Origin of the sequence: Streptomyces tatrensis, assembly GCF_049310065.1 — a bacterium.
GTDB lineage: Bacteria > Actinomycetota > Actinomycetes > Streptomycetales > Streptomycetaceae > Streptomyces.
Map to the genome: position 1 here is coordinate 4,226,343 of NZ_JBMDLB010000011.1, position 24,448 is coordinate 4,250,790.

Genomic DNA, 24,448 nt, shown 5'->3' on the forward strand with positions numbered 1-24,448 from the left:
AGATGGACGGCACACCGGCCATCCCGCACCAGCGGAACCACCCCGAGTCCGGTGACACCGCCATCGGTTCCGCCGCGGGACCCGGAGTCGAAGCAGCGCCCGCCGCGGAACCCGGGACCGAAGCCACCACCAGCACCACCCGTACCGGCACCAGCACCCTCGCCGGGACCCCGCCGCGGCCCCCCGCCACCGCTGCAGCCGCCGCCGGAGGCAACCGGTTCGCCGTGCTCGGGCCCATCCGGGCCTGGCGCGGCGGCGAGGCGCTGAGCTCCGGGACCCCGCAGCAGCGGGCGCTGCTCGCCGTGCTCCTGCTCCGCGAGGGCCGCACCGCGACAGCGCCCGAGCTCATCGACGCCATCTGGGGCGAGGACCCGCCGCAGCAGGCCCTCGCGACCATCCGTACGTACGCCTCCCGCCTGCGCAAGATCCTCGAACCCGGGCTCCTCGTCAGCGAGTCCGGCGGCTACGCGATCCGCCTGCCCCACCCCGAAGCCCTCGACCTCGGCATCGCCCGGGCCCTCGCCGCCGACGCCGAGGCCGCGCGCGCCGGGAAGCCACAGGGCGACCGGGACCGCGGCCGCGGCCGAGACGCCACCGGGGCCGGGGCCGGCACCGCCACCAACACCGGCGCCGGCAGCGCCAACACCAGCACCAGCACCGCGAAGGGCACCCCCGGCACCCCCGCCGGCAAGGGCGACCGCGCGCTCGCCCGTACGCTGCTGGCCCGCGCCCTGGACGTATGGGACGGCGAACCGCTGGCCGGCGTACCCGGGCCGCACGCCGACACCGAGCGCACCCGGCTCGCCGAGTGGCGCCTCCAGCTGCTGGAGACCCGCCTCGACCTGGACCTGGAGCTCGGCCACCACGCCGAGGCCGTCTCCGAGCTCACCGCGCTCACCGCCGCCCACCCGCTGCGGGAGCGGCTGCGCGAGCTGCTGATGCTCGCCCTGTACCGCAGCGGCCGCCAGGCCGAGGCCCTCGCCGTGTACGCCGACACCCGCCGGCTCCTCGCCGACGAACTCGGCGTCGACCCGCGCCCCGAACTCGCCGAGCTCCAACAGCGCATCCTGCGGGCCGACTCCGAACTGGCCCGCGCCGAAGACCCGGCCCCGGCCGCAGCGCCCGTACACGTGAGGCCCGCCCAATTGCCCGCCACCGTCTCCGACTTCACCGGCCGGGCCAGCTTCGTCCGGGACCTCGGCGAGATCCTCACGGGCGCCGAGGGCCAGGTGATGGCGGTCTCCGCCCTCGCCGGCATCGGCGGCGTCGGCAAGACCACCCTCGCCGTGCACGTCGCGCACGCCGCCCGCCCGCACTTCCCCGACGGGCAGCTCTACGTCGACCTCCAGGGCACCGAGGCCCGCCCCGCCGAGCCCGAGGCCGTCCTCGGCTCCTTCCTGCGCGCGCTGGGCACCCCCGACTCCTCCATCCCCGACTCCCCCGCCGAACGGGCCGCGCTCTACCGCTCCACCCTCGACGGCCGCCGCGTCCTGGTCCTCCTCGACAACGCCCGTGACGCGGCCCAGGTCCGCCCGCTGCTGCCGGGCACCGCGGGCTGCGCCGCCCTGGTCACCAGCCGGGTCCGGATGGCCGGCCTGGCCGGCGCGCACCTCGTCGACCTCGACGTGATGAGCCCCGACGAGGCGCTCCAGCTGTTCACCCGGATCGTGGGGGCCGAGCGGGTCGGCGCCGAGCGCCAGGCCGCCCTCGACGTGGTCGGCGCCTGCGGGTTCCTGCCGCTGGCCATCCGCATCGCCGCCTCCCGGCTCGCAGCCCGCCGCACCTGGACCGTCTCCGTGCTCGCCGCGAAGCTCGCCGACGAGCGCCGCCGCCTGGACGAGCTCCAGGCCGGCGACCTCGCCGTGAAGGCCACCTTCGAGCTGGGCTACGGGCAGTTGGAGCCCGCGCAGCAGCGGGCGTTCCGCCTGCTGGGGCTGCCCGACGGGCCGGACGTCTCCCTCGCGGCGGCAGCGGCCGTACTCGACCTGCCGGAGCACGACACCGAGGACCTGCTCGAAGCCTTAGTGGACTGCTCCCTCCTCGAATCGGCCGCGCCCGGCCGCTACCGCTTCCACGACCTCGTACGCCTCTACGCGCGTGCCTGCGCCGAGCGCGACGAGCAGCCGCCGAGCGCGCGCGACGCCGCCCTCGACCGGCTGCTGGACTTCTACCTGGCCACGGCCGCCGGGGTGTACGGCCTGGAGCGGCCCGGCGACCGGCTCGTGGCCCACCTGTCGGCCACCCGCTACCCCGGTCTGGTCTTCACCGAGCCGCATTCCGCGCAGGACTGGCTATACGCCGAGGCCGACCCGCTGCTGGCGTGCGTACGGCAGGCCTCCGTCCGCACGACCGGGCGCGAGGACCTGCTGCGCCGGGCCGTGGACCTGCTGTGGGCGGCCAAGGACCTCGCCGAGTCGGGCGCCAACTCCAAGCAGTACGAGTCGGCGGCGACCGCGCTGTGCGACGCGGCGGAGGCCGCGAAGGACCCGTACGCCGAGGGGCGCGCCCGCACCACCCTCACCAACACCCACCTGGTCGCGGGCCGGTTCGCCGAGGCCGATGCCGAGGCCAGCCGGGCCATGGTGCTCGCCCGCACCGCCCGGGACCTGCTGCCCAGCTGCTGGGCTCCCAACGACCGGGGCATCATCGCCATCTACGAGGGCCGCTACGACGACGGCGAGCAGTACCTGCTGGAGGCCATCGCGAACTTCCGTGCCGACTCCAACCACGTCGGCGAGGCCAGCGCCCTGTGCAACCTCTCCCGCATCCACGTGGAGCAGGGCCGGCTCGCCAGCGCCATAGACCTCGCCCAGCAGGGCATCGCCATCTACGACCGGATGGGCCTCACCCTGCGCCTGGCCAACGGCCGCTACGCGCTGGGCATCGCCCTGACCAAGGCCGAGCGGCTCTCCGAGGCGCACTCCCAACTGAGCGACGCGCTCACGCTGTTCCACGAGAACCGGCAGCCCTTGTGGGAGGGCGTGACCCACTTCCGGCTCGCCCTGGTCCACTTGGCGGCGCACCGGCCCACGCTGGCCGCCTCGCACGCCGAACAGGCCATCGCCCTGCGGGGAATCGGCGGCGAATGGAACCGCGCCAGGGTGCTGACCGTCCTCGGCAGGGCGCTGCGCCAGTTGGGGCAGCGGGACCGAGCGCGGGTGTGCTGGCGGGACGCCGAGGTGGTGTTCACGCAGCTGGGGTCGCCGGAACTGGCCGAGGTCCGGGAGCTGTTGGCGGCGGAGATCGCCGCCTGAGGCGCAGCTGCACGGCGCTGAACGAGGCGTTCATCGTTCGTTTATCGCCACCCGCCAGGATGGTGTTCATCGACTCGACGTGTCGGGGGGCACCGGAGTCGACCGCAGGACCACCCGTTCGGCGATCCGCGGGGGAATTGCCGAACGGGTCCTACCCACCATCAGGAGATCCGATGACGACGAACGAGAACGTCCTGCCGGCCGACGCCGACATCACACCGCTCGACACCAATCCTTCGGATGTCGACATCACACCGATGGACAACCACGCTGCGGGCGAGCCGATCAAGCCGCTCAAGCCGCTCGACAACCACGCCGCGGACCAGGACATCGTGACGATGGACAACCACGCGGCCGGCGGCGGCCTGTAGGTCGTCCGGCCTGGGGGCAGGGATCGCAGGTCTCACAGACGCGTACGGCCCGGGAACACGGGGGAATCGGGGGATCCGGGCCGTACCGCAGTACGTACCACGGGGGCCGCTGGCCACGGGGGACCAGCGGGGTGCACGGGGGGAACGGCGGCCGCGGTGGCCAGGAGGGGGACCACCGCGGCCGCCGTACGTGCGCGTCCGGGCCGGAGCGCGTACGGGCCGGGGCGCGGGCCGGCCGGATTGCTCAGCCGCCGAGCTGGAGCAGCCGCTGCACGCCCCGCGCCGCCTCCAGCAGCGCCGGCGAGAACCGCTCCAGCTCCGCCCGCGTGGTCCGGAAGGCGGCGGCGGTCAGGCTGACCCCGCCCACCGGCGCGCCCGCACGGTCGAAGACCGGCGCTCCCAGGCAGCGGACCGAGGGCTCGTACTCCCCGTCGTCGACGGCGTAGCCGCGCTCCCGGACCGTCCGCAGTTCGGCCGCGAGGCCCTCCCGGTCGGTGAGGGTGTGCCGGGTCAGGGCGGGCATCCCGGTGGCCCGGAGGATGCCCTCGGCGTCCTCGGGCGGCAGGTGCGCGAGGACGGCCTTGCCGATCGCGGTGGCGTGCAGGGGGATGCGCGCGCCGACGCGCGAGGAGGTCCGGTGGGGCCGGGGGCTCTCGATCTTGCGGATGTACGTGAGCGCGTTGCCGCTGCGCAGTGCCAGGTGGACGGACTGTCCGGTGCACTTCTGGAGGAACTCGAGCAGCTCGACGATGCCCTCGGGCCGGTCGGTGGAGATCTCGGCGGCCAGGGTGCGCAGCCGCAGGCCCACCCCGTAGCTGCCGTCGCCGTCGGTGACGGCGTAGCCCTGCTCGACGAGGGAGACCAGGATCCGGTACGTGCTGGACTTGGGGACCCCGGCGGCGGCCGACAGCTCCGCGAGCCGGTGCGGCCCGCCGAACGCGGTCAGCGCCTCGGTGATCCGCAGGGTCTTCTCCAGGGCGCTGCTACCGGTGCCGGCGGTGCTGCCGGTCACGGGGCTCCGACCGCCGCCGCCTTGCGGCGCGCCCTGGCCCGGCAGCACCTCGCTTCGTATGGCGTTGACCACGGAATCCCCAAGGATTGGCAAAACGTATCGATTCACCCTACGTCACGGGATGCCCGTTTTGCCCGGGGCCGAAGGGCCCGAAATGCCGCGCGCCCGAGCCCTCGCTCCATAGGCTGTCCGTGTGTTCACCTCCCAGGGCCCGACCCTCCGCGAACTGGCCGTACAGGCCCTGTCCTCCATCGAGCGGGGCTACGACCTGCTGGCCCCGAAGTTCGACCAGACACCCTTCCGCACCCCCGACCGGATGCTCGACGCCGTCGAGGAGGCGCTCGCCCGCCACGAGGGCCCCTTCGACGCCGGACTCGACGTGTGCTGCGGCACGGGAGCCGGCCTCGGCATGCTGCGACGGCTGTGCCGGGGGCGGGTGACCGGGGTGGACCTGAGCTCGGGCATGCTCGCCGAGGCCGGGCTCGCCCACCCCGAGGAGCGGGTGGACCTCCTGCGGGGCGACGCGCGGGCCCTGCCCGCCGCGCTCGGGGACTCGTACGACCTGGCGGTCAGCTTCGGCGCCTTCGGCCACTTCCTCCCGGCCGAGCGCCCCGCCGTCTTCTCCGGGGTCTACGGGGCCCTGCGCCCCGGCGGCGTCTTCGCCTTCCCGATCGGCGCCCCGATCCCGCCGAGCCGCCCCGCGTGGTGGGCCCTGTCCGGCTTCGACGCGGCGATGCGCGTGCGCAATGCCGTCTGGCGCCCGCCGTTCGTCATGTACTACCGCACCTTCCCGCTGAGCGGCGTACGCACCGACCTGCGCGCGGCCGGCTTCACGGTGGAGACCCGCCCCCTGGACCACTTCGGCCGCAGGCCGGACGGGACGCCGAACTGGCGGCTGGTACTGGCCCGCCGGGAATCCTGAGGGCCCCAGCCCCTACAGCCCCTACAGCCCCTCCGGTCGCCTCTCCGGCAGGCGGCCGATGTCGGAGACGGGGCCGAGGTGGCCGAGCTTGTCGGGGTTGGACACGGTGTGGACCGCCCGCACCACGCCGTCGACGATGTCGAGCTCGACCACGCTCGCCACCCGCCCCTCGGCGTCGACGATCAGGGCGCCCGGCCGTCCGTTGACCACGGCCGGCCGCAGGGAGGCGCCGAGCGAGCGGAGCCGGCGGAGTCCGCGGATGAGCAGCTGTCCGACGCGGTGCGGCTCGGTCACCGACCTCGCGACCGCCCGTACCTTGCCGCCGCCGTCCCCGTGGTAGACGACGTCGGGCGCGAGCATGTCGAGCAGGGCGTCCATCTCCCCGCCCGCCGCGGCCTCGAAGAACGTGCGGGCCAGCTCCTCGCCCTCCGCCCGCCGGGCCGGGGGCGGCGCGCTGTCGGCCGTCCGCCCTTCGGCCGCGATGCGCTTCCTGGCGCGGGCGAAGATCTGCCGGCAGTTCGCCTCGGACTTGCCGGTGGCCCGGGCCACCTCCGGGTACGCGTACCCGAACACCTCGCGCAGCATGAACACCGCGCGCTCCACCGGGGACAGGGCCTCCAGCAGGACGAGGAAGGCCATCGACAGGGAGTCGGCCAGCTCGGCGTGCTCGGCGGGGCCCGGCCGGTCGCCGGACACGACGACGGGCTCGGGCAGCCATTCCCCCACGTACGTCTCCCGCCGCACGCGCGCCGAACTCAGGTGGTTGATCCCGAGCCGCGTCACCGACGTGGCCAGGTACGCCTTCGGGGCCGCTATCTCGGTCCCGGCCCGCTGGGCTTTGGCGAACCCGAGGAACGCGTCCTGGACGATGTCCTCCGCGTCACCCACCGACCCGGTCATCCCGTAGGCGATGGAGAACAGCAGCGGCCGGTACCCCGCGGCGTCCGCCACTTCCCTTGATCCCTGCGGTTCCTGCGGTTCCTGCGGTTCCTGCGGTTCCTGCACGAGAGCCCTCCCCCGATTCGCTGCGCGCCGCCCGCAGGCTATCCGAGACCGACCGGCTCGACGATCATGAAATCACGCCGTGACCCGGGTCACATCCATCACCTGTCACAGGCCACCGACATGCCGTGTCTTAGAGGGAGAACAGCGAAGACCACACACCGAACGACCGCTGACAGCAAAGGAATCCGCCATGACCGCTCGCCTGAACCTCTTCGCCGACCCGGTCGCCGTCAAGGCGTGGAAGCACATCATCGCCGCGAGCAAGGCGCTCGGGGAATCGACCCTGCCGGCCGCGACCCGCGAACTGGTGATGCTGCGCGCCAGCCAGATCAACGGCTGCGCCGGATGCATCGACATGCACACCAAGGACGCGGCGGCCGCCGGCGAGACCGCGGTACGCCTCCACCTGGTCGCCGCCTGGCGCGAGGCCACGGTCTTCACCGACGCCGAGCGCGCGGCCCTGCTCCTGACCGAGGAGGCCACCCGCATCGCGGACGCGGCCGGCGGTGTCAGCGACGAGGTCTGGGCGAACGCCACCAAGTACTTCGACGACGAGCAACTCGCCGCCCTGGTCACCCAGATCGCGCTCATCAACGCCTTCAACCGCGGCAACGTCATCGTCCAGACCCCGGCCGGCGACTACCAGCCCGGCCAGCTCCAGCACTGACCCCACGCGCCGCACGGCTCCGGCCCCCAAGGCCGGAGCCCGGCCCCCGCCCCTCCCTCCCACAGCTACCGCCGCCACGAGCCCGCGTACATGACGGTGGACGTCGCCTACGTCCTCCTGGCCGCCTTCGTGGCCTGGGGCCGCTTCGGCCCGGAATCCTTCACCGGCTGACCTCGGCATGGTCGGTGACCACACGCCGGAACAGCCGGTGACCCGTCCGGCCCGAATGCCGCAACGCCCAATCCTGGACGGTCGCTTGCTCATCCTGGGGGCCCGAATCCGCCCCGCATCCGTGAGCCGTGCAGAACGCTTCCCACACTGACCCGCCAGCGGGTACATGCCGGATGGTGTGCTCTACGAATCGGTAGACGCCCCCGGACATCAGTGATCCTCCGCGTGGTGGGCGCGAAGCCGAATGTTCGCATCCGTCACCCCGCTGTAGTCGAGAGCACTGCCCGCATTCTCCCTCTGCACCGCCAGACTGAGGCAGGTGGAACAGCCCGGTACGACCTTTGGTGGATCTGCGGGGAACGGGTCGCGCTGCCCAACCTGTTGCCACAGCTTGTTTGATCCCACCGCACACCCCTTGAGCCGTAGCCGTTGTCTGCGCTCAAGGTTTCACTGCCGGACAGCTGAGACCCGCAACCATGCGCGTCATGGACTAAAGATCACCTGAGGGCGGCTGCGCAGGCCCCGAGAAAAGCCCGCGCATCGTCACCGAAGAGGGCCCGGTCCTCAAGGTGGGAGAACTCCTCACGGTGGCTCGCCACGTCCCGGGGGTCACGGAAGACCATGACTCCCGTGGACAGCTCGACCGTGGCGATGCGGTCGTCGTAGACCGTGAAGGTGTTCAGCGGTGCGGGACCGGTCCGCACGGTCAGGGGGATGACGCCGAGCCTCACGTTCGGCAGATGCGTGAGCGAGGCCAGGTGGTCGACCTGCACCGCGAGCGCGTCGGGGCCGACGAGGGGCCACCGGACAGCTTGCTCGGTGAGTACGAACGTGAACCGCTTGGAGCGGTCGTACAGGACCTGTTGCCGGTCCAGCTTCCTGGCGATGGTCTTGGAGTGGTCGCCGGGGATATGGGCGAGGCTGGCCCGGATGTACTCGGGGGTCGAGAGCAAGCCCGTGATCATCGACAGTAGGAAGAACCTGAACTCGACTGACGCTGCTTCGAGGCCGGCAAGCTCAAGTTGCTTCTTGTCCAGGCCTTTGCGCCGCATGCCCCGGGCACCCTGCCACTGCGTATGCGCGAGACGGGCCAGGACCATGACCTGTGTGACCAGAGCAGGAGCCGCATCGCAGGCCCGCAGGAGTTGCTCCACGTCGACAAGGGACGGGCGCACCCTGCCGTTCTCGATCCGGCTGACCTTCGACTGAGACATGTTGCAGCGGGCCGCGGCCCGAGCCCCTGAGAGCCCAGACCGCTTGCGTACCGCCTTCAGCAAGGCCGCCAGCTCCTCGCCGGGCTGGCCGAGCTCCTCTGGTTCGACGCTCACGTACGGATGTACTCCAGGAACGACACGGAAGCCTCTACGGCAACGCGCCGGTACTCGACGAACGGGGAAGGGTCCCCGTCGTACAGTTCGCGGCTGATCTGCTTGCCGTCCGGTTCGTAGTGCATGAGCACCACGGTGGAGCGGTCGAACATCCAGAAGTCTTCGACGTCCGGGAGCGGGTTCGCCCGATTGGTCACGTCAAGGATGCGGATGTCTTCCCCCGCAGGGGCCTGGTGCTGGTAGTAGCGCTCGAACTCGAACCGCAGGTAGTCGCTCAACGGCTGAGTGACGATGTGCACCCGCCCGACGTTCCGGCTGCGGACCATATCCGTCCACGAGTCGTCGTACGGTCCGGGGAACCGGGCCCCCGCCTTGAAGGCTTCGAACTCGTCCGCTTCCTGAGGTACGAGGTACTGGGGCAGCGTCTCCAGCCGCCAGGCCTCCGTCTGGAACGTCTTGAACTTCGCCGCCCAGTCCTCACCATCCAAGAGCACGGAAAGCCTCCCTGAGCACTGCCTCGGGGATCTCTACGAGCCCCTCGCCGGTCGGCGGGGTGAAGGCTGCGGATACGTCGCCCTGGACGATGAACGAACCGGACGCGGTCTGATAGACGTTCGGGCAGTCGCCCTGGCCGCACTCGCCGTTTCCGTTGCCTGTGAGCCGGGTCAGTTCCTCACGTGCCATGTGAAGCCCCTCGGTGCCAGACCCCCGCTGGGCCTGATGACCAAAACCGTACGGAGCGACTGGTGAGGCCGTCTATGCGCGAACGAGACTATGCACGTCTTGGCATAAAGAGACCCCACGCCAAGGCCGGTAGGCCGATGATGCATCTGTGTCGCCGCCAGACGGACGGCATGTTCGACCGGTTCTCCGCGCACGTCGAGGAGCTGTGGAGCCGAGGACGCGACATTCGGGAGGTGGGACGCGATGTCCAGGCGTGACTACGAGGACGACCCGCGAGCCCCCAATGCGAACAGTTTGGTGCCTGCCGCGTCGGCCGTGGTCGTGGACGAGGCCGGACGCGTTCTCCTACAGCGGCGGACCGACAACGGGATGTGGGCGCTGCCCGGCGGAAAGATGGAGCTGGGTGAGTCCCTCGGGGACTGCGCCGTCCGGGAGACCTTCGAGGAGACGGGCCTGACGGTCGAGATCACCGGGATCGTCGGGACGTACAGCAACCCCGGCCACGTCTTCGCCTACGACGACGGTGAGGTGCGGCAGGAGTTCTCGATCTGCCTCCTCGCCCGGCCCACCGGGGGAAGCCTCCGAGTGTCGGACGAGTCGCTCGAGGTGGCGTGGTTCGCGCCCGAGGACGTGGACGGCCTTCCGATGGTGTCGAGCATCCGCAAGCGCATCGACGACTGGAGGGACGGGCGCGGGCCCGTCGTGCGCTGACTCCCGAGGGGAGCGGTGGATCAGCGGACGCGTGGCAGGCCGAAGGCCGACATCTGCTTCTCCTCGTAGGAGAGGAAGCCGAGCGACCGGTAGAAGGCGTGGTTGCGCTCCCCTTCGGGTGTCGACTCGTGGTCGGTCGACAGCAGGAAGAAGCGGCAGTGCGCGTACCGCTGCTTCAGGTGCTCGACCAGTTCTCGGCCGATGCCCTGTCGGTGGAACGTGGGATTGACGAGCAAGTCCTGCACGTAGCAGACGCTTTCGTCGTCGGAGATCGTCCTGGCCAGCCCGAGGAGGGCGCCCGACTCGTCTCTGGCGGTGACGACCAGGTGCGAGTTCGTCAGACCACGGCACAGCTTTTCGACGTCGCCGGTGTAGCCCGCCCAGTCGACCGAGTCGTAGAGATCGAACATCTCCTGGGGGTCGAATACGACCTCTTCCGCAATGACCGCCACGGTCCCACCTCCCTCGAACGTGCGTACTGAGATGGGAATGTACCGGGACGCGGTGGACCGCGTCCCGGCGGGGCGCGATGCTTCTTTTGGAGAAGTACCTGGAGAAAGACCTCTCTCCAAACCCCTCCAGCCTCCCGCTCGGCGGGCTCTCACTCACACGGGTGAATCGGCCAACTGGGGTGGATTTCGCGGTGGTTGTCTGGCATATGCTCGCCCCGACAACTCAGACGACATGAGACGGCCCCCGCCGGGACTGGCATCCCGCTCGAGGGCCTGACCAACGAGGAAGTAGCACTCTTCCCCATGGCTTCGGTGCACTTTACCGCGCCCTCGCGCGCGACATACGGCGTTCGGCACGCCAACGTCCGGCTCACCGGGCGGTTCACCGTCGTGAGCAACGACCTCATCCAGCATCCCGAGATGTCGTTCTTGGCGCGGATGTTGGGGGTCTTCATCCAGTCGGTGCCCTCCGGGACTCCCATCGGCATCAAGGACCTGAAGAAGAGGCTTCCGATCGGGGAGACCTCGATCGCCAAGGGGCTTCGGGAGTTGGTGGCGTTCGGGTACCTGGACCGGTCCCTGGAGAACCTTCCGGGTGGGCGGATCGCCACCCGTACGGTGTCCTACAACCATCCCCGGGCCGCCACCGTGGCGCGTTGCCGTGCAGAGAGCCCCCCTGCGGCTCCCTTGGCTGTGGTGGAGCCCTTGAGCGAGACGCCTCCGGTCAGTGCTCCCGTCGTGCCGTTGCCGGTCGCGGCGCCGCCGGAATCCGTACCGGAGCCGGGGGCGGAGGCGCAGCCGGGGCGCGAGCCGCAGGTCGCGTCCGCGGGGGCCGGGCGGCTGCCCGCGCCCCGGGAACCCGGCGACCCCGGGCGGCGTCGGCTCGCCTGTGAGGTGCTCGCGGAGTTGCGGCGGGTGGATCCGCGGCTGCTGCTCGGGGAGAAGGACGTCCGGTACCTCGCGGGCGGGGTCGAGGCCTGGCTGGAGCGCGGGGCCGGGGTGCAGGCCTTGGTGGGCGCGCTGGCGGCGAAGCTGCCGGAGGGGCTGCGCAATCCGGCCGGGTTCATCGCCCACCGGCTCACCGCCCAGTTGCCGCCGCCGCTGGTGCCGCTGCCCCGCGCGCCGGCCTTCGTACCGCCGGATCCCTTCGTGATCTGCACGAAGTGCGAGCGGGCGTTTCGAAGTCCGACGCCCGGGGCGACCTGCAAGGGCTGCAGTTCGTAGGGCCAACGGCAGCCGCAGCCGCCGTCAGCGCTCCAGGTTGATCTTGAAGCGCCTCTCGCCCGGAGCGACCGTGTCGGCGTGGATCGAGCCGCGAGCCCGGTCGTACCTCCCGGTGCCGCCGGTGATCGCGTTGTCGAAGGACGGCGGGGGGCCCGGGACGAGGTGGCCGAAGACCATCCCCTGCGCGGCGATCTGGCCGCCCGGGAGGGTGTAGGTCACGTTGCACGTCTCCGCTCCGCCGTCCGAGACCCGCGTGGTGGTGCAGGTGCCGCCGGTCTCGCCGACCTTGTTGCCGTCCTTGTCGAAGAGGTCCGAGCGGAAGACCGTACGGTCGCCCTGGGCCGCGGGACCGCCCGGGTTCACGGGGAAGCGCGACTGCTCCGCGAGCTTGCCGGTGAGGGTGATGACCTGGTCCTTGCCCTTGTCTCGGACGGAATCGCCGTCCCCCGTGGCGGCGGACGCGACAGGGGCGCAGACGAGAAGGGCAACCAGCGCGGTGGCCGCGCCGAGAGAGGCCGCTCTGATGGGGCGCATCGTGTGACTCCCGAGGTTGATGCTCATGGATGGTCAGACCACGCATTCATAGCCCCGGCTCTCCCTCCGCCCCTGGCGTCACGGCGCGACCCACCGGGAGATCCGACCGATCGGACCAGCCCGGGCAGGGGAGGGGCCACAGCTCCGGGGGCCTCAGGCGCCGGCAGCCGCCCCCGGGCCTCGGTACGGGAGGGGGCTGCTGAGGACGAGGTTGGTGGTGGTGCTGCCGAACTGGGCCAAGGAGTCGACGATCTCCTCCAGTTGGGCCATCGAGGTCGCCGCCACCTTCAGGACGTAGCAGTCGTCCCCCGTGGTGCGCAGGCACTCCAGGATCTCCGGGCGCTCCGCGAGCAGTCGGTGCAGCGGCTCGTGGCGGTTTCCCGGGTACTTCAGGCGGACCACGGCCAGCGCCATGTAGCCGGTGCGCTCCAGATCGACCTCCGCGCGGTAGCCGGTGATCACCTCGGCCGCCTCCAGCCGGCGTACCCGTTCCGTCGTCGCCGACGGGCTCAGGTTGACCCGGCGCGCCAGCTCCGTGAAGGCGATCCGGCCGTCCCGCTGGAGCTCGCCGAGGATCGCCCGGTCGGTCGCGTCGAGATTCTCGGTCATCCGGCGAGATTACCGGGGGATCCACGGGCGAACCGGTTCTGAACAGGGAGGAATCCCTTCAGGCGGGCCAGGTCCGCTGACTAGGCTCAACGGTGTGAAGATCGGAGTGAACGTCCTCAATTTCGGCCCCGGCACCGACCCCACGGGCCTGCGGGACGCGGCCCGGACCGTCGAAGGCCTGGGCTTCGACCTGCTGATGCTCTCGGACCACATCGCCATCACGCCCGACGTCGCCGCACGCTATCCCGCCCCCTTCTACGAGCCCTTCACCACCCTGTCCTGGCTCGCCGGCCAGACGAGCAGGATCCGGCTCGGTACGACCGTCCTCATCGCCCCGTACCGGCACCCGCTGCTCACCGCCCGCATGGCGGCCAACCTGGACCAGCTCAGCGGCGGGCGGTTCGTCCTCGGGGTGGGGGTGGGGTGGGCGCGGCAGGAGTTCGCCGCCCTCGGGATCCCCTTCGAGCGCCGCGGGCGGCTCACCGACGAGCACCTGCGGGCCGTACGGTCCGCGTGGTCGGACACCGCCGACTACGGGGACGTACGGATCCCCGTCTGGGTCGGCGGCAACAGCGACGCGGGGCTGCGGCGGGCCGTGCGGCTCGGGGACGCGTGGCATCCGCTGCGCCCCACGCTGCCGTGGTTGCGCGAGGCCGCGGTCAGGCTGGAGGCGTACGCGGACCAGCTGGGCCTGCCCGTGCCCGCGCTGGCCCCCCGTATCGCCCTCAAGCCCAGCGCGGAGCCGGTCGGCGGACCGGGACGGCTCGCCGGAGAGGGGACGATCGACCAGATCATGGAGGATCTGGAGCAACTGCGGCTGCTGGGCGCCGAGTCGGTCGTCCTGGACCACTACGGCGGCGACCCCGACGAGACGCGCCGGCCGCAGCCGGGGTGGCAGGCACTGGCCACGGTGGCCGCACGGCTCGGGCTTTCCGAGAACAGATGAAGACAGCGGGAACAGAGAAGACAGCGGAACGGAGTCGTCATGAGCGTCACGACCGGGGACCACGCCCTCCTGCGGCGGGCCATCGCGCTCGCCGGGAAGGCCCGGGACGGTGGTGACCCGCCGTTCGGGTCGCTGCTCGCGGGGCCCGACGGGACGGTGCTGGCCGAGGAGTACAACACGACCGTCACCGGGCGGGACATCACCGCGCACCCGGAGTTGAAGCTCGCGCGGTGGGCCGCCCGGGAGCTGGACGCGGCCACCGCGGCCCGGACCACGATGTACACCAGCTGCGAGCCGTGCGGGATGTGCGAGCCGGTCATCCGGCTGGCGGGGCTGGGGCGGGTGGTGTTCGCCCTGTCCGGCGCGCAGCTGCTGGACATCCGGCCGGCGAGCGGCCGGCCGGACGTACCGCAGGACGGGCCCGCGCTGCTCGACGAGGTACGGGCCGTGGTGGAGGGGTACTACCACCACGGCTGACCCGCTGACCCGCTGACCCGGTCAGCCGGTGCCGGTGCGGGTGCGGGTGCGGGTTCGGAGCTCGCGCTTGAGGACCTTTCCGCTCGCGTTGCGCGGGAGTTCGGAGACGAACTCCACCTCGCGCGGCACCTTGTAGTTGGCCATCTCCCGGCGTGACCAGGCGATCAGGTCGTCGGCCGTGAGGACCGCGCCCGGGCGGCGGACCACGTACGCCTTGCCCACCTCGCCCAGGCGCGCGTCGGGGATGCCGACCACGGCGATGTCGGCGATGTCGGGGTGCAGGCCGAGGAGTTGCTCGATCTCGGCGGGGTAGGCGTTGAAGCCGCCGACGATGAACATGTCCTTGATCCGGTCGGTGATGCGCAGGTTCCCGGCGGCGTCGAGCACGCCGACGTCCCCGGTGCGGAGCCAGCCCTCGGGGGTGATGGCCTCGGCGGTCTCGGCCGGGTCCTCGAAGTAGCCGCGCATGACGTTGTGGCCGCGCACCCACACCTCCCCGGCCCGGCCCGTGGGCTGGGGCGCGCCGTCCTGGTCCACGATCCGGACCTCCGTCCCGGGGATGGCCCGGCCCGAGGTCGACGCGATGATCTCCGCCGGGTCGCCGCGGCGGCACATGGTGACGATGCCGCTGGCCTCGGAGAGCCCGTACGCGGTCAGGACGGTGCCGATGTGCAGCTCGCCGCGGAGCCGTTCGACGAGCTGGAGCGGGACCACGGCAGCTCCGGTGACGACCAGGCGCAGTGCGGACAGGTCGTGGTGGTCGCGCTGGGGGTGGTCGAGGAGGGACTGGTGGAGGGTGGGCGGGCCGGGGAGTACGGAGATCTGCTCGGCGGCGATGTTGGCGAGGACGGTGTCCACGTTGAAGACGGGCTGGGGGACCATCGTGGCCCCGCGCATCAGGCAGGCGATGACCCCGGCCTTGTAGCCGAAGGTGTGGAAGAAGGGGTTCACGATCAGGTAGCGGTCGCCCTCGCGCAGTCCGGCGAGCTCGCTCCAGACCTCGTAGCAGCGCAGGGACTGGGCATGGGAGATGACGGCGCCCTTGGGGCTGCCGGTGGTGCCCGAGGTGAAGATGATGTCCGAGGGGGCGCCGGCGGGGATCGCGTCCGTACGGGCGCGGACGGCCTCGGCGGATACGGAGTCGCCGCCGGTCAGGAACTCCTTCCAGGTGCGGAAGGAGTCGGGGGCGTCGTCGGACAGGACGACGACCTGCTCCAGGTGGGGCAGGCCCGGCAGCGGCCCGGAGCCCTCGCCGTCGGCGGCGGCGCGGCGCAGGGAGGCGACGTAGGAGGTGCCGAGGAAGGTGCCGGTGACGAAGAGGAGCCGGGCGCGGCTGCGCTGGAGGACGTAGGCGGCTTCGGAGCCCTTGAAACGGGTGTTGAGGGGGACGAGGACGGCTCCGGCGGAGACGGCGCCGAGGGCGGAGACGATCCACTCGAGGGTGTTGGGCGCCCAGACGGCGACCCGGTCCCCCGGTTCCACGCCGGCGGCCATGCAGGCGGCCGCGGCCCGCTCGACGCGCTCGCCGAGCTGCGCGTAGTCGATCCGGACCCGCCCGTCGACCACGGCCTCGCGGTCGGCGTAGCGCGCGGCGGCATCACGGACGAGCCCGCCGATGCTGGTCCAGGCAAGGTCCCCGCGGTGCTCCTGGCCGGGTTCGGCGGGGGTGGCCAGGGCCACCGGGTCGACCACGGACCCGGCCCCGGAATCGGCGCCCGCGGCAGCGGCACCGGCCTGCGGGCCCGCGCCCCGTCCCGCTCCCGGCGCCGGAGGCGCCCCCGCCCCCGTCATGTCCGCGACCCCGCGCGCGCCCTCGTCCTCGTCCATCGTCCGCCCTCCCGCGATCCCAGTAGCTGACTATCCGTCAGATTAGCTGTAGCCTTCGCGGCTGTCAGTACTGGTGCACCCCGGAGGTGGCGATGGCGGCAACGCTCAAGGACGCTACGGCGATAGTCGGCATCGGGCAGACCGCCTTTGCCAAACAACTGCCGCAGTCCGAAAAGGAACTGGCCTGCCGGGCCATTCTCGCGGCGCTCGACGACGCGGGGATAGACCCGTCCGAGGTGGACGCCTTCTCCTCCTACACGATGGAGGAGACCGACGAGGTGGAGGTCGCCAAGGCCATCGGCGCCGGCGACGTCACCTTCTTCTCCAAGATCGGCTACGGCGGCGGCGGTTCCTGCGCCACCGTCGGCCACCTGGCCGCCGCCGTCGCCACCGGCCAGGCGAACGTCGGCGTGGCCTGGCGGTCCCGCAAGCGCGGCTCGGGGCCGCGGCCGTGGAAGAACACGGCCGTCCAGCTCCCCACCCCCGGCCAGTGGACGCGCCCCTTCGGCCTGCTGCGCCCCGCCGACGAGATCGGCATGCTGGCCCGCCGCTACATGCACGAGTACGGCGCCACCCGCGACCACCTCTTCAACGTCGCGATGGCCTGCCGCAACCGGGCCAACGAGAACCCGGCCGCGATGATGTACGAGCGCCCGCTGACCCGCGAGATGTACATGACCGCCCGCATGATCAGCGATCCGCTCTGCCTCTTCGACAACTGCCTGGAGACCGACGGCGCCCTGGCCTGCGTCATCGTCAGCGCCGAGCGCGCCCGCGACTGCCGGCAGAAGCCCGTCTACGTCCACTCCGTCGCCCAGGGCCTGCCCTCCCAGCACCACGGCATGGTCAACTACTGGAACGACGACCCGCTGTCCGGCCCCGCCTGGACCGCCGCCCGACACCTGTGGAAGCAGGCCGACTTCGGCCCCCAGGACGTGGACGTCGCCCAGATCTACGACGCCTTCACCCCGCTGATCCCGCTCTCCCTGGAGGGCTACGGCTTCTGCGGACGCGGCGAAGGCGCCTCCTTCACCGAGGGCGGCGCCCTGGAGATCGGCGGCCGGCTCCCCATCAACACCGGCGGCGGCGGCCTCAGCGAGGCCTACGTCCACGGCTTCAACCTGATCAACGAGGGCGTCAAGCAGCTCCGCGGCGTCTCCACCGCCCAGGTGCCCGACGCCGCGACCTGCCTGGTGACCGCCGGTGAGGGTGTCCCCACGTCCGCCATCCTGCTGCGCGCCTGAGGAGCTGAGGAAGACCATGACCACGACCACCCCCGCGGACGCACTCCTCCTCCCCGTCCCCGACGAGGACGGCGCCCCCTTCTGGGAGTACGCCGCCCAGGGCGAACTCCGCGTCCAGGCCTGCGCGGCGCCCGCCTGCGGGAAACTGCGCTTCCCGCCCCGCCCCTGCTGCCCGCACTGCCGGTCCTTCGACTCCGAATGGCGCCTGATGAGCGGCCGGGGCCGGATCTGGTCGTACGTACGGCCGCACCCGCCGCTGCTGCCCGCCTATGCCGCGCAGGCCCCGTACAACGTGATCCTCGTGGAGCTGGCCGACGCCCCGCAGATCCGCCTCGTCGGCAACCTCGTCACCGCCGCCGACGCCCCGCTGGACTCGATGGACCCGGCGCGGCTGCGCATCGGCGCACGCGTCCAGGTGGTGTTCACCGAGATGGGCGGGATGGCGGTGCCCCGCTGGACGCTGGAGAAGTCTTGACGGCCGACCGGGCGCCCGGACTGCGGGTGGAGCGGGACAAGGCCACCGGGGTCGCGGTCGTCACCCTGGACCGGGAGCGCAAGCACAACGCGATCGACCTGGCGACGGCTGCCGAACTGGCCCGGATCTGGCGGGAGTTCCGCTACGAGGACGACGTACGAGCGATCGTGCTGACGGGCGCCGGGCAGGCGGCCTTCTGCACGGGCATCGACCGGGGCGTGGAGGTGCCGCAGCCCACCTCGCCCTACTCGGTGGACGACCCGCTCGTCGCCATCGGGCCGAAGGCGAACGACCTGTGGAAGCCGGTGGTCGCCGCCGTCAACGGCATGGCCTGCGGCGGGGCGTTCTACCTGCTGGGCGAGTCGGAGTTCATCATCTCCTCCGCGTCCGCGACCTACTTCGACCCGCACACCAGCTACGGGATGGTCAGCGCCTACGAGGCGATCTACATGGCCCAGCGCATGCCCTTCGGCGAGGCCGCCCGGATGTCCCTGATGGGCACGGCGGAACGGCTCTCCGCACGGCGGGCGTACGAGATCGGCCTGGTCTCGGAGCTGGCGGAGCCCGAGGAGCTGCTCCCGGCGGCCCTGCGGGCGGCCGGGACGCTGGCCGGCTTCCCCACGGAGGCCGTGCAGGGCACCGTACGGTCCCTGTGGGCGGCGAAGCAGGCCACCCTCCAGCAGGCGCTGGCACAGGCTCCGGGGCTGGTGGCCCTGGGGAACCTGCCGCCCGAGCGGCAGGCGGAACTGTTCGCCGGCCGACGCGGGGCGGGACCGGAACCCCGGATCCGCTGAGCAGGGCGTAGGCGGGGCGGGGGCCGCTTCCCGGGCCCCCGCCGCCGCTAACGCCTCTTCGCGGACCTGGGCTTCGGCTTGCTCGTGGTCTTGCCGCCCGTGCTGCCGCCGGTGACGGACCCCGTGGTGCCGGAGGCGGAGGTCGACGTCGGGGTGGGCGACGCGGTCGAGAGCGTCTGGATCGTGCCCACCGTGCAGCGCGTGACCTCGCCCGCCTTGGCCGCGCTCGTCATCGGCAGGTCGACCGTCCGGCTCTCGCCCGCCTTGAGCACGAGGTCCACGGAGCCGGAGTCGACCCGGCCGGACGCGCCCTCGAAGACCAGCGGGACGCGGAAGGTGTACCCGTTGACCGCGTCGGAGGTGACCTTGAGCGTGGCCTTCGGCCGGCCCGGGCCGGCGCAGGTGACGACCTCGGCGTGGGCGGACGGCCGGGTCGCGGTGGGCGTGGCCGAAGCCGTCGCGCCACTGCCGGACCCGCTGCCGGAGCTGCCAGAGCTTCCGTAGCTCTTCGACTTCGACTTCGACTTGCTCTTGGAGCTGGAGCACCCGCCCCCGCTGCTGTCGCTCTTGCTCTTGCCGCCGCTGCCGCCCGTCGACGAGAACCCCGTCAGCGCGAGCACCACGCCCACCAGTACCGCCGTGACCCTGACCCGACGTCCTGTGACCACCATGGTCCGATCCCTCCCCCGTTGAACAACTGCGGCACGCTACCAGGAGGCCCGAGGCGCAGCGGTACGGTGGCCGCGACGAGCCACGATCGCCATCCGGGGGGACACACCATGACCGACGAGACCGCGGCCGACACCGCCGCCGGCGTCATCACCGCGATCGCCCGCCTGCAGGCCCGGCCCGGTCTGGAGGCCGAGGTACGCGCCCAGGCCCTGTCCCTGGTCGCGCCGACCCGGGCCGAGGCGGGCAACGTCTCCTACCGCGCGTACGAGGACCCGGCCGATCCGGGCGCCTGGGTCGTCCTGGAGGAGTGGGCGGACTCCGCGTCCTGGGAGGCCCACCTGGCGTCCCCGCACCTGACGGAGGCCCTGTCCCGCACGGCGGCCCTGCTGGCCGGGGCACCGGTGGTGCGGGTGTTCCCCCCGGCGCTGCCCTCGTAGCTGCCCTCGTAGCTGCCCTCGTAGCTCCGCGTGCGGGACTCCGGGGGCGGGCGTAGCGTCGGGATCGAGATCCAGACCCACTCCCCCGGAGGGCCGGGCATGATCCGCAACGTACTCGGCTCGATCCTGGGTCTGATCGGAGCGACGGCCGCCGTCTGGAGCCCCTTCCGTGCCTGGTACGACGGCCGTCACGGACGCGACTACCGCATCGAGGAGCTCTTCGGCTCCGCCGGGATCACGGACGACAAGGCCGCCCTGCTGGGCTCGATCCTGCTGCCGTTCCTCTTCGCCGCTCTGCTCGCGCTGGTCGCGATCGTGCTGCGCTCCCGGCTGCTCATGGCCTTCTCCGGGGTCGTCGTCCTCGGCTTCGCCGTGCTCTGGATGGTCCGCCAGGGCCAGGCCGCGGGCAGCCTCTCCGTCGGCGGCGCGGACGGCGCGGGGCTCGGCGAGGGCCTCGCCAACGCCTTCGGTGCGGGCGCGCTGCTCATCCTCGCGGCGGCCGTGATGAGCGGCCGCCCCCGCCGCCGCGACCGGCGCGCTCCGGAGCCGACCCCGGCACCGGTCGAGGACCCGACCCATCCCCCCGCCCCGTCGGCCTGGCCGGCCCCGCCGCAGGACCACTCGTAGCCCGTCCTGCTACGCCGCCTACGCCTCCTGCGCCTCCCTCGTCCGCCGGCGCTGGGGGCGGCGGGTGGTGCTGCCGGGGACGGCGTCGCCCGTGGCCCAGAGTGTGGCGAGCGGGAGCCACTGGGTGAGGGTCTGGGAGGCTCCGGTGCCGGTGTCCAGGAAGGCCCGGTACCGGGCATAGCGGTTCTCGGCGGCCGAGGAGGACGGGGTCGTCACTGTGGTGCTGCTTTCGTCGGGGCTCCGTACTTCTGCCCGCCGGGCAGGGCAGAGGTACGGAGAAGGGAGGAACCGGGCGGACCCGGGAGGGGTCAGCGGTGGACCGGTCGTACGTCCGGCCACAGCAGGGCCGCCGAACCCCAGGTCAGGCCGCCGCCGAAGGCGGTGAGGACCACCCGGTCACCGGGCACGAGCCGGCCCCGGTCCGCGGCCCAGGCGAGGGCCAGCGGGATGGACGCGGCGGCCGTGTTGCCGACGTCCTCGATGTTGGCGATCACGCGCTCGGCCGGAAGGCCGAGTCGCTTGGCCACCGACTCCAGGATCCGGAGGTTGGCCTGGTGGCCGACGAACGCGTCGATGTCCTCGGGACGCCACCCGGCCGCTTCCGCGACCCGGCGGGCCGACTGGACCATCGTGGGAACGGCCCGGGTGTAGACCTCGCGGCCTTCCATCCGCAGGTACCGCTCGCCGGGCGGCACGGTGATCAGGTCGACGCCGGTGCCGTCGCTGCCCAGCTCGGTGTGCAGGACGGCGCCGCGGCCCTCGGGCGCATCGCCCCGTTCGAGGAGCACCGCACCGGCGCCGTCCCCGAAGATGACGGCCGTGCCGCGGTCCTCCGGGTCGACGATCGCCGAGTACCGCTCCGCGCCGATGACCAGGACGCTCTCGCAGGTCCCGGCACCGATCATGGCCGCGGCGACCGACAGCCCGTACACGAAGCCGGAGCAGACGGCCGACAGGTCGAAGGCGGCCGCGCCGGTCAGCCCCATGGCCGAGGCCACCTGCGGGGCGGTCGCGGGGCAGGCACGGTCCGGGGTGGTCGTGGCCACCAGGACCAGGTCGCAGGAGGACCGGCCGGCCGATTCCAGGGCCGCCGAACCGGCGGCGGCCGCCAGCTCGGCGGTACCGGTGCCGGGGTCCACGACCCGGCGGCGGGCGATCCCGGTACGGCTGTGGATCCACTCGTGCGAGGTGTCCAGCCGCTGCGCCAGGTCCTCGTTGGTCACCGTCCTCGCGGGCAGACAGGTGCCCAGGCCGGTCAGTACGGCGGGGATCCTGTTGTCGCTCATGTGCCCATCACCAATACGCAGTTGGAACCGCCGAAGCCGAAGGAGTGGCTGACCGCGACCGCCGGGTTCTCGTGCCGTTCCTTGTCCACCACCAGGTCCAGGCCCGCGAGCTCCGGATCCGCGGCCGGGGTGTGCGCGGTGGGCGGCACTATGCCCGTGGCCAGCGTCCGCAGGGTCAGCACGGCCTCGATGGCGCCCGCCGCGCCCAGGCTGTGCCCGAGCAGTCCCTTGTTGGCCGTGACGCTCGGCCGGTGCGGGAAGAGGCGGTTGATCATCTTCCCCTCGCTCCGGTCGTTGTACGGGGTCGAGGTGCCGTGCGCGTTGACGTGGTCCACGTCCGACGGGGCGAGCCCGGCGTCCGCCAGTGCGGCCCGGACCGCCGCCTCGGCGCCGATGGCGTCGGGGTGCGGGGCGACCGGGTGGTGCGCGTCGGTGGTGAAGGCGTACCCGAGGATGCGGCCCTGCCAGGTCGCGCCGCGCTCCCGTGCGGCGTCCTCGCGCTCCAGTACGAGGGCGGCCGCGCCCTCGGAGAGCACGAAGCCGGAGCGGTCCGCGGCGAACGGCCTCGAGGCGTCGTCCGCGGCGCTGTCGGTGAGGGCGCCCATTGCGGCGAAGCCCGCCGCGATCACGGGCACCACCCCGGCGTCCGTACCGACGGCGATCACGATGTCGCAGGCGCCGCTGCGGATCAGGTCGCGGCCCACGCCCACGGCGACCGCGCCGGAGGCGCAGGCAGCGACGACGGTGTGGCCGGGTCCGGTGACGTGGTGCCGGATGGCGAGCATCCCGGCGGCCATGTTGATGAGCGAGCGGGGATGTACGTACGCGGAGACGGCGTCGGGTCCGCGTTCGGCGAGCTTGGTGTGCGCCGTGCTCAGGGTGGCCGCGCCGCCGAGGCCGCAGCCGACGACGATGCCGACGCGGCTGCCGTCCCAGGTGGCGGGGTCGAGGCCGGCCTCGGCGATGGCCTGGTCGGCGGCGACGAGCGCGAACCGGATGAAGGGGTCCAGGTTCGCGGTGCCGCGGCCCGGCAGCAGTTCGGCGCCGAACGGAGCCACGGTGCGGCACTGGAGGTCCCGGGAGACCCCCGGGGTGGGAGCGAGTCCGGCGCGGGACTCGCCGCGGCGGATCGCTTCCCAGGTCGAGTCCGTGTCGGTACCGACCGGCGTGATCATGCCCGTGCCGGTCACGACGATGGCGGGTGCACTCATGCGGACTTCTCGCTGTCCAGCGCTGTGGTCACCAGCCGCGCGAGGGCGGGGATGGTGAGCTCGCCGATGCTGGTCTCCTCGCTGCTGAGGTCGGCGCCGGTCTCCTCCTTGATGAGGAGGACCAGCTCCGCGATGGCGAGGGAGTCGAGGTCGAGGGCGGCGAGGGTGGCCTCGTCGGTGAGGGCGTCGGGGTCGGCCTCCAGGTTCTCGACGACGATCCGGGTCAGGGTGGCGTTCAGGGCTGCGGACATGGTGTTCCTCCGTCGGGTGGAGCGGTGGGTGAAAGCAAGGGGGTGGGGGGAAGGGTTGCGGGGTGGGGAAGCCGGCCGCGGGGGCCGGGTGGGGCGGATCGGGGTCCGGCCGGCCCGGAGGCCCGGAGGACCGGACCCCTGGGTGGCCGTCGTCAGGCCACCGTCACCAGCCCGGGGGCGGGCTGCCGCGTGGTGATCGCGTTGTGGATGCGGCCCTCGCCGAGGTCGTGGAGGACTGGCCGCAGGTCGGCCAGCGCGAAGGAGCGGCGCAGCCAGCGGTCCGCGCCGTCGTAGCGCGGGGTGAAGCCCGTCCGCCCGTGCACCGTGCGGCGGTTGTCGAGGATGATCAGTTCGCCGGGTCGCAGCACGATGCCCCGCAGGGAGCCGAGTACGGCCTCCTCCAGTGCGGCGAGCGCCGTGCGCGCCTGGGGAGTGGTGCCGACGGTGCCGTGGAAGTCCACCCGCAGGTCCGGATTGGCCTCCGTGCCGGAGAGCACCGGTACCGGCGGGGTCAGTACCTCTTCGTCGGTGTCGTGCACGAAGGAGGTGCTGAACTTGGTCCTGAACTCCGGTCGGCGCAGGGTGGCGACGGTCTCCGCGTCCAGTTCCGGCAGTACGTCGCCGATCCCGCCGGTCACCGTGGCGGCGAGTCCGTCGCGGTCGCCGCGCAGGCAGATCAGGCTCAGGAAGTGCGGGGCGGCCGGGTGGAACCCATCCTCTGTGTGGAGTTCGAGCAGGATGGAGCCGCTGTTCTCCTGGCGGGTCTCGGCGCCGCGCTTGGGGCTGACGTCCTGGACCAGGTTGCCGTTCTTCTCGTCGCTGTACGAGATCGCGCGGCCCAGGACCGACATCACCATCAGCTGACTGAGGGTCGCCACGGAGACCTCGGTCCACTCCGGCTCGTCCTCCGCCCGGTCGGGGGTGGCCGGCAGGCTGCCCAGCGGGAGCCCGCGCAGCAACAGGGTGCCGCTGGTGTTGCCCTGGTCCCTGAAGGAGATGAGCGCGCGCCGGACTTCGCTCGGCAGCGCGGCGGCCGCGAGTTCCACGGTGTGGAGGAGGTCGCTGCTGTGCAGTGAGTAATCCGCGTACTGCGCGGCTATCTTCAGTGCGGCGGCTTCGATGATGTCGGACTCGGTCTCGCTGAGCACGATTCCGGTGGTGCGTGCGTCGGCGTACGAGAATTCTTTTCTCATGTGGTGCTTTCCTTTCTGCGAGTCGTGCCGCGCGCTCTGAGGCTGCCGTCGACCGGCGGTCGGC

At 72.2% G+C, this 24,448-nt stretch carries 29 protein-coding genes; 13 read left to right on the forward strand and 16 right to left on the reverse strand.

Features of this window, described 5'->3' with window-relative positions:
* Positions 1–2: 2 nt before the first annotated feature.
* Together afsR and ACODT5_RS34840 are read left to right on the forward strand one after the other, a co-directional pair.
* Entirely contained in the window at positions 3–3,254 is a 3,252-nt protein-coding gene (afsR, locus tag ACODT5_RS34835; protein WP_422523075.1) for an SARP-family global regulator AfsR, read from the forward strand.
* Positions 3,255–3,427: 173 nt separating this feature from the next.
* Positions 3,428–3,625 carry a hypothetical protein gene (locus tag ACODT5_RS34840; protein ID WP_422523076.1) on the forward strand — a complete coding sequence of 66 codons (198 nt, stop codon included), beginning with the start codon at positions 3,428–3,430 and terminating at the stop codon, positions 3,623–3,625.
* A gap of 244 nt (positions 3,626–3,869) precedes the next feature.
* On the opposite strand, the gene ACODT5_RS34845 is transcribed toward ACODT5_RS34840, so the two are convergent.
* Positions 3,870–4,637 carry an IclR family transcriptional regulator gene (locus ACODT5_RS34845; RefSeq protein WP_422523077.1) on the reverse strand — a complete coding sequence of 256 codons (768 nt, stop codon included), beginning with the start codon at positions 4,635–4,637 and terminating at the stop codon, positions 3,870–3,872.
* A gap of 193 nt (positions 4,638–4,830) precedes the next feature.
* On the opposite strand from ACODT5_RS34845, the gene ACODT5_RS34850 reads away from it, so the two are divergent.
* Positions 4,831–5,559, forward strand: coding sequence for a class I SAM-dependent methyltransferase (locus ACODT5_RS34850; RefSeq protein ID WP_422523078.1), 729 nt, complete (start codon positions 4,831–4,833; stop codon positions 5,557–5,559).
* A 21-nt stretch (positions 5,560–5,580) separates the two neighbouring features.
* On the opposite strand, the gene sigJ is transcribed toward ACODT5_RS34850, so the two are convergent.
* The gene (gene sigJ, locus ACODT5_RS34855; RefSeq protein WP_422523079.1) at positions 5,581–6,510 is read right to left on the reverse strand and encodes an RNA polymerase sigma factor SigJ; all 930 of its coding nucleotides are present in this window, start codon (positions 6,508–6,510) and stop codon (positions 5,581–5,583) included.
* A 244-nt stretch (positions 6,511–6,754) separates the two neighbouring features.
* Between sigJ and ACODT5_RS34860 the strand changes: the two genes are divergently transcribed.
* Positions 6,755–7,231, forward strand: a complete 477-nt coding sequence (locus ACODT5_RS34860) for a carboxymuconolactone decarboxylase family protein (RefSeq protein WP_422523080.1) — start codon at positions 6,755–6,757, stop codon at positions 7,229–7,231.
* Positions 7,232–7,391: 160 nt separating this feature from the next.
* On the opposite strand, the gene ACODT5_RS46995 is transcribed toward ACODT5_RS34860, so the two are convergent.
* From ACODT5_RS46995 to ACODT5_RS34875, 4 genes are all read right to left on the reverse strand, one after another.
* Entirely contained in the window at positions 7,392–7,613 is a 222-nt protein-coding gene (locus tag ACODT5_RS46995) for a DUF7848 domain-containing protein (RefSeq protein ID WP_479685669.1), read from the reverse strand.
* 286 nt (positions 7,614–7,899) lie between these two features.
* Positions 7,900–8,730 carry a helix-turn-helix domain-containing protein gene (locus ACODT5_RS34865; RefSeq protein ID WP_422523081.1) on the reverse strand — a complete coding sequence of 277 codons (831 nt, stop codon included), beginning with the start codon at positions 8,728–8,730 and terminating at the stop codon, positions 7,900–7,902.
* Entirely contained in the window at positions 8,727–9,224 is a 498-nt protein-coding gene (locus ACODT5_RS34870) for a DUF6879 family protein (RefSeq protein WP_422523082.1), read from the reverse strand. Before ACODT5_RS34870 ends, ACODT5_RS34865 begins: the two co-directional genes overlap by 4 nt.
* Positions 9,208–9,414, reverse strand: coding sequence for a hypothetical protein (locus ACODT5_RS34875; RefSeq protein ID WP_266878511.1), 207 nt, complete (start codon positions 9,412–9,414; stop codon positions 9,208–9,210). Before ACODT5_RS34875 ends, ACODT5_RS34870 begins: the two co-directional genes overlap by 17 nt.
* Before the next feature lie 243 nt (positions 9,415–9,657).
* Between ACODT5_RS34875 and ACODT5_RS34880 the strand changes: the two genes are divergently transcribed.
* The gene (locus tag ACODT5_RS34880) at positions 9,658–10,125 is read left to right on the forward strand and encodes an NUDIX domain-containing protein (protein WP_422523083.1); all 468 of its coding nucleotides are present in this window, start codon (positions 9,658–9,660) and stop codon (positions 10,123–10,125) included.
* A gap of 20 nt (positions 10,126–10,145) precedes the next feature.
* On the opposite strand, the gene ACODT5_RS34885 is transcribed toward ACODT5_RS34880, so the two are convergent.
* Positions 10,146–10,577: a GNAT family N-acetyltransferase gene (locus ACODT5_RS34885; RefSeq protein ID WP_422523084.1), complete on the reverse strand. Its 432-nt coding sequence runs from the start codon at positions 10,575–10,577 to the stop codon at positions 10,146–10,148.
* A gap of 303 nt (positions 10,578–10,880) precedes the next feature.
* Between ACODT5_RS34885 and ACODT5_RS34890 the strand changes: the two genes are divergently transcribed.
* The gene (locus tag ACODT5_RS34890; protein ID WP_422523085.1) at positions 10,881–11,801 is read left to right on the forward strand and encodes a helix-turn-helix domain-containing protein; all 921 of its coding nucleotides are present in this window, start codon (positions 10,881–10,883) and stop codon (positions 11,799–11,801) included.
* Positions 11,802–11,825: 24 nt separating this feature from the next.
* On the opposite strand, the gene ACODT5_RS34895 is transcribed toward ACODT5_RS34890, so the two are convergent.
* On the reverse strand, positions 11,826–12,335 hold the full coding sequence (locus tag ACODT5_RS34895; protein WP_422523086.1) for an allene oxide cyclase barrel-like domain-containing protein: 510 nt from the start codon (positions 12,333–12,335) through the stop codon (positions 11,826–11,828).
* Between the two features lie 153 nt (positions 12,336–12,488).
* On the reverse strand, positions 12,489–12,944 hold the full coding sequence (locus ACODT5_RS34900) for an Lrp/AsnC family transcriptional regulator (protein ID WP_422523087.1): 456 nt from the start codon (positions 12,942–12,944) through the stop codon (positions 12,489–12,491).
* A 94-nt stretch (positions 12,945–13,038) separates the two neighbouring features.
* Between ACODT5_RS34900 and ACODT5_RS34905 the strand changes: the two genes are divergently transcribed.
* Positions 13,039–13,890, forward strand: a complete 852-nt coding sequence (locus tag ACODT5_RS34905) for an LLM class flavin-dependent oxidoreductase (protein WP_422523088.1) — start codon at positions 13,039–13,041, stop codon at positions 13,888–13,890.
* 39 nt (positions 13,891–13,929) lie between these two features.
* Positions 13,930–14,367, forward strand: coding sequence for a nucleoside deaminase (locus ACODT5_RS34910; protein ID WP_422523089.1), 438 nt, complete (start codon positions 13,930–13,932; stop codon positions 14,365–14,367).
* A 21-nt stretch (positions 14,368–14,388) separates the two neighbouring features.
* Here ACODT5_RS34910 and ACODT5_RS34915 read toward each other — a convergent pair whose 3' ends face one another.
* Positions 14,389–16,194, reverse strand: a complete 1,806-nt coding sequence (locus ACODT5_RS34915; protein ID WP_422523090.1) for a FadD3 family acyl-CoA ligase — start codon at positions 16,192–16,194, stop codon at positions 14,389–14,391.
* A gap of 92 nt (positions 16,195–16,286) precedes the next feature.
* On the opposite strand from ACODT5_RS34915, the gene ACODT5_RS34920 reads away from it, so the two are divergent.
* From ACODT5_RS34920 to ACODT5_RS34930, 3 genes are read left to right on the forward strand one after another with little or no spacing between them, the layout of a single operon-like run.
* Entirely contained in the window at positions 16,287–17,438 is a 1,152-nt protein-coding gene (locus tag ACODT5_RS34920) for a lipid-transfer protein (protein ID WP_422523091.1), read from the forward strand.
* Positions 17,439–17,454: 16 nt separating this feature from the next.
* On the forward strand, positions 17,455–17,913 hold the full coding sequence (locus ACODT5_RS34925; RefSeq protein ID WP_422523092.1) for a Zn-ribbon domain-containing OB-fold protein: 459 nt from the start codon (positions 17,455–17,457) through the stop codon (positions 17,911–17,913).
* The gene (locus tag ACODT5_RS34930; protein ID WP_422523093.1) at positions 17,910–18,707 is read left to right on the forward strand and encodes an enoyl-CoA hydratase/isomerase family protein; all 798 of its coding nucleotides are present in this window, start codon (positions 17,910–17,912) and stop codon (positions 18,705–18,707) included. The genes ACODT5_RS34925 and ACODT5_RS34930 overlap by 4 nt, the downstream gene beginning before the upstream one ends.
* Positions 18,708–18,754: 47 nt before the next feature.
* Here the strand turns inward: ACODT5_RS34930 and ACODT5_RS34935 are convergent, their stop codons facing one another.
* On the reverse strand, positions 18,755–19,378 hold the full coding sequence (locus ACODT5_RS34935; protein ID WP_422523094.1) for a hypothetical protein: 624 nt from the start codon (positions 19,376–19,378) through the stop codon (positions 18,755–18,757).
* A gap of 108 nt (positions 19,379–19,486) precedes the next feature.
* Here ACODT5_RS34935 and ACODT5_RS34940 point away from each other — a divergent pair, with 108 nt between their 5' ends.
* Positions 19,487–19,816, forward strand: coding sequence for a putative quinol monooxygenase (locus ACODT5_RS34940; RefSeq protein ID WP_422523095.1), 330 nt, complete (start codon positions 19,487–19,489; stop codon positions 19,814–19,816).
* A gap of 99 nt (positions 19,817–19,915) precedes the next feature.
* Positions 19,916–20,443, forward strand: coding sequence for a hypothetical protein (locus ACODT5_RS34945; RefSeq protein WP_422523096.1), 528 nt, complete (start codon positions 19,916–19,918; stop codon positions 20,441–20,443).
* Between the two features lie 18 nt (positions 20,444–20,461).
* Here the strand turns inward: ACODT5_RS34945 and ACODT5_RS34950 are convergent, their stop codons facing one another.
* The 5 genes from ACODT5_RS34950 to ACODT5_RS34970 form a co-directional block, all read right to left on the reverse strand.
* Positions 20,462–20,659 carry a hypothetical protein gene (locus ACODT5_RS34950; protein WP_422523097.1) on the reverse strand — a complete coding sequence of 66 codons (198 nt, stop codon included), beginning with the start codon at positions 20,657–20,659 and terminating at the stop codon, positions 20,462–20,464.
* A 92-nt stretch (positions 20,660–20,751) separates the two neighbouring features.
* Positions 20,752–21,729 (reverse strand): beta-ketoacyl-ACP synthase III, encoded by a 978-nt coding sequence (locus tag ACODT5_RS34955; protein ID WP_422523098.1) that lies wholly within the window; start codon positions 21,727–21,729, stop codon positions 20,752–20,754.
* Positions 21,726–22,940: a beta-ketoacyl-[acyl-carrier-protein] synthase family protein gene (locus ACODT5_RS34960; protein ID WP_422523099.1), complete on the reverse strand. Its 1,215-nt coding sequence runs from the start codon at positions 22,938–22,940 to the stop codon at positions 21,726–21,728. Before ACODT5_RS34960 ends, ACODT5_RS34955 begins: the two co-directional genes overlap by 4 nt.
* On the reverse strand, positions 22,937–23,191 hold the full coding sequence (locus ACODT5_RS34965) for an acyl carrier protein (RefSeq protein WP_422523100.1): 255 nt from the start codon (positions 23,189–23,191) through the stop codon (positions 22,937–22,939). The genes ACODT5_RS34960 and ACODT5_RS34965 overlap by 4 nt, the downstream gene beginning before the upstream one ends.
* A 152-nt stretch (positions 23,192–23,343) precedes the next feature.
* Positions 23,344–24,384 carry a TauD/TfdA family dioxygenase gene (locus ACODT5_RS34970; RefSeq protein WP_422523101.1) on the reverse strand — a complete coding sequence of 347 codons (1,041 nt, stop codon included), beginning with the start codon at positions 24,382–24,384 and terminating at the stop codon, positions 23,344–23,346.
* Between the last annotated feature and the right edge of the window lie 64 nt (positions 24,385–24,448).

Coding starts and splice junctions, on each gene's coding strand:
- afsR (WP_422523075.1), top strand. CDS start 3: ATGGACGGCACACCGGCCATCCCGCACCAGCGGAACCACCCCGAGTCC.
- ACODT5_RS34935 (WP_422523094.1), bottom strand. CDS start 19,378: ATGGTGGTCACAGGACGTCGGGTCAGGGTCACGGCGGTACTGGTGGGC.
- ACODT5_RS34875 (WP_266878511.1), bottom strand. CDS start 9,414: ATGGCACGTGAGGAACTGACCCGGCTCACAGGCAACGGAAACGGCGAG.
- ACODT5_RS34915 (WP_422523090.1), bottom strand. CDS start 16,194: ATGGACGAGGACGAGGGCGCGCGCGGGGTCGCGGACATGACGGGGGCG.
- ACODT5_RS34840 (WP_422523076.1), top strand. CDS start 3,428: ATGACGACGAACGAGAACGTCCTGCCGGCCGACGCCGACATCACACCG.
- ACODT5_RS34920 (WP_422523091.1), top strand. CDS start 16,287: ATGGCGGCAACGCTCAAGGACGCTACGGCGATAGTCGGCATCGGGCAG.
- ACODT5_RS34965 (WP_422523100.1), bottom strand. CDS start 23,191: ATGTCCGCAGCCCTGAACGCCACCCTGACCCGGATCGTCGTCGAGAAC.
- ACODT5_RS34895 (WP_422523086.1), bottom strand. CDS start 12,335: ATGCGCCCCATCAGAGCGGCCTCTCTCGGCGCGGCCACCGCGCTGGTT.
- ACODT5_RS34890 (WP_422523085.1), top strand. CDS start 10,881: ATGGCTTCGGTGCACTTTACCGCGCCCTCGCGCGCGACATACGGCGTT.
- ACODT5_RS34860 (WP_422523080.1), top strand. CDS start 6,755: ATGACCGCTCGCCTGAACCTCTTCGCCGACCCGGTCGCCGTCAAGGCG.
- ACODT5_RS34960 (WP_422523099.1), bottom strand. CDS start 22,940: ATGAGTGCACCCGCCATCGTCGTGACCGGCACGGGCATGATCACGCCG.
- ACODT5_RS34910 (WP_422523089.1), top strand. CDS start 13,930: ATGAGCGTCACGACCGGGGACCACGCCCTCCTGCGGCGGGCCATCGCG.
- ACODT5_RS34880 (WP_422523083.1), top strand. CDS start 9,658: ATGTCCAGGCGTGACTACGAGGACGACCCGCGAGCCCCCAATGCGAAC.
- ACODT5_RS34900 (WP_422523087.1), bottom strand. CDS start 12,944: ATGACCGAGAATCTCGACGCGACCGACCGGGCGATCCTCGGCGAGCTC.
- ACODT5_RS34945 (WP_422523096.1), top strand. CDS start 19,916: ATGATCCGCAACGTACTCGGCTCGATCCTGGGTCTGATCGGAGCGACG.
- ACODT5_RS34970 (WP_422523101.1), bottom strand. CDS start 24,384: ATGAGAAAAGAATTCTCGTACGCCGACGCACGCACCACCGGAATCGTG.
- ACODT5_RS34955 (WP_422523098.1), bottom strand. CDS start 21,729: ATGAGCGACAACAGGATCCCCGCCGTACTGACCGGCCTGGGCACCTGT.
- ACODT5_RS34940 (WP_422523095.1), top strand. CDS start 19,487: ATGACCGACGAGACCGCGGCCGACACCGCCGCCGGCGTCATCACCGCG.
- ACODT5_RS34925 (WP_422523092.1), top strand. CDS start 17,455: ATGACCACGACCACCCCCGCGGACGCACTCCTCCTCCCCGTCCCCGAC.
- ACODT5_RS46995 (WP_479685669.1), bottom strand. CDS start 7,613: ATGTCCGGGGGCGTCTACCGATTCGTAGAGCACACCATCCGGCATGTA.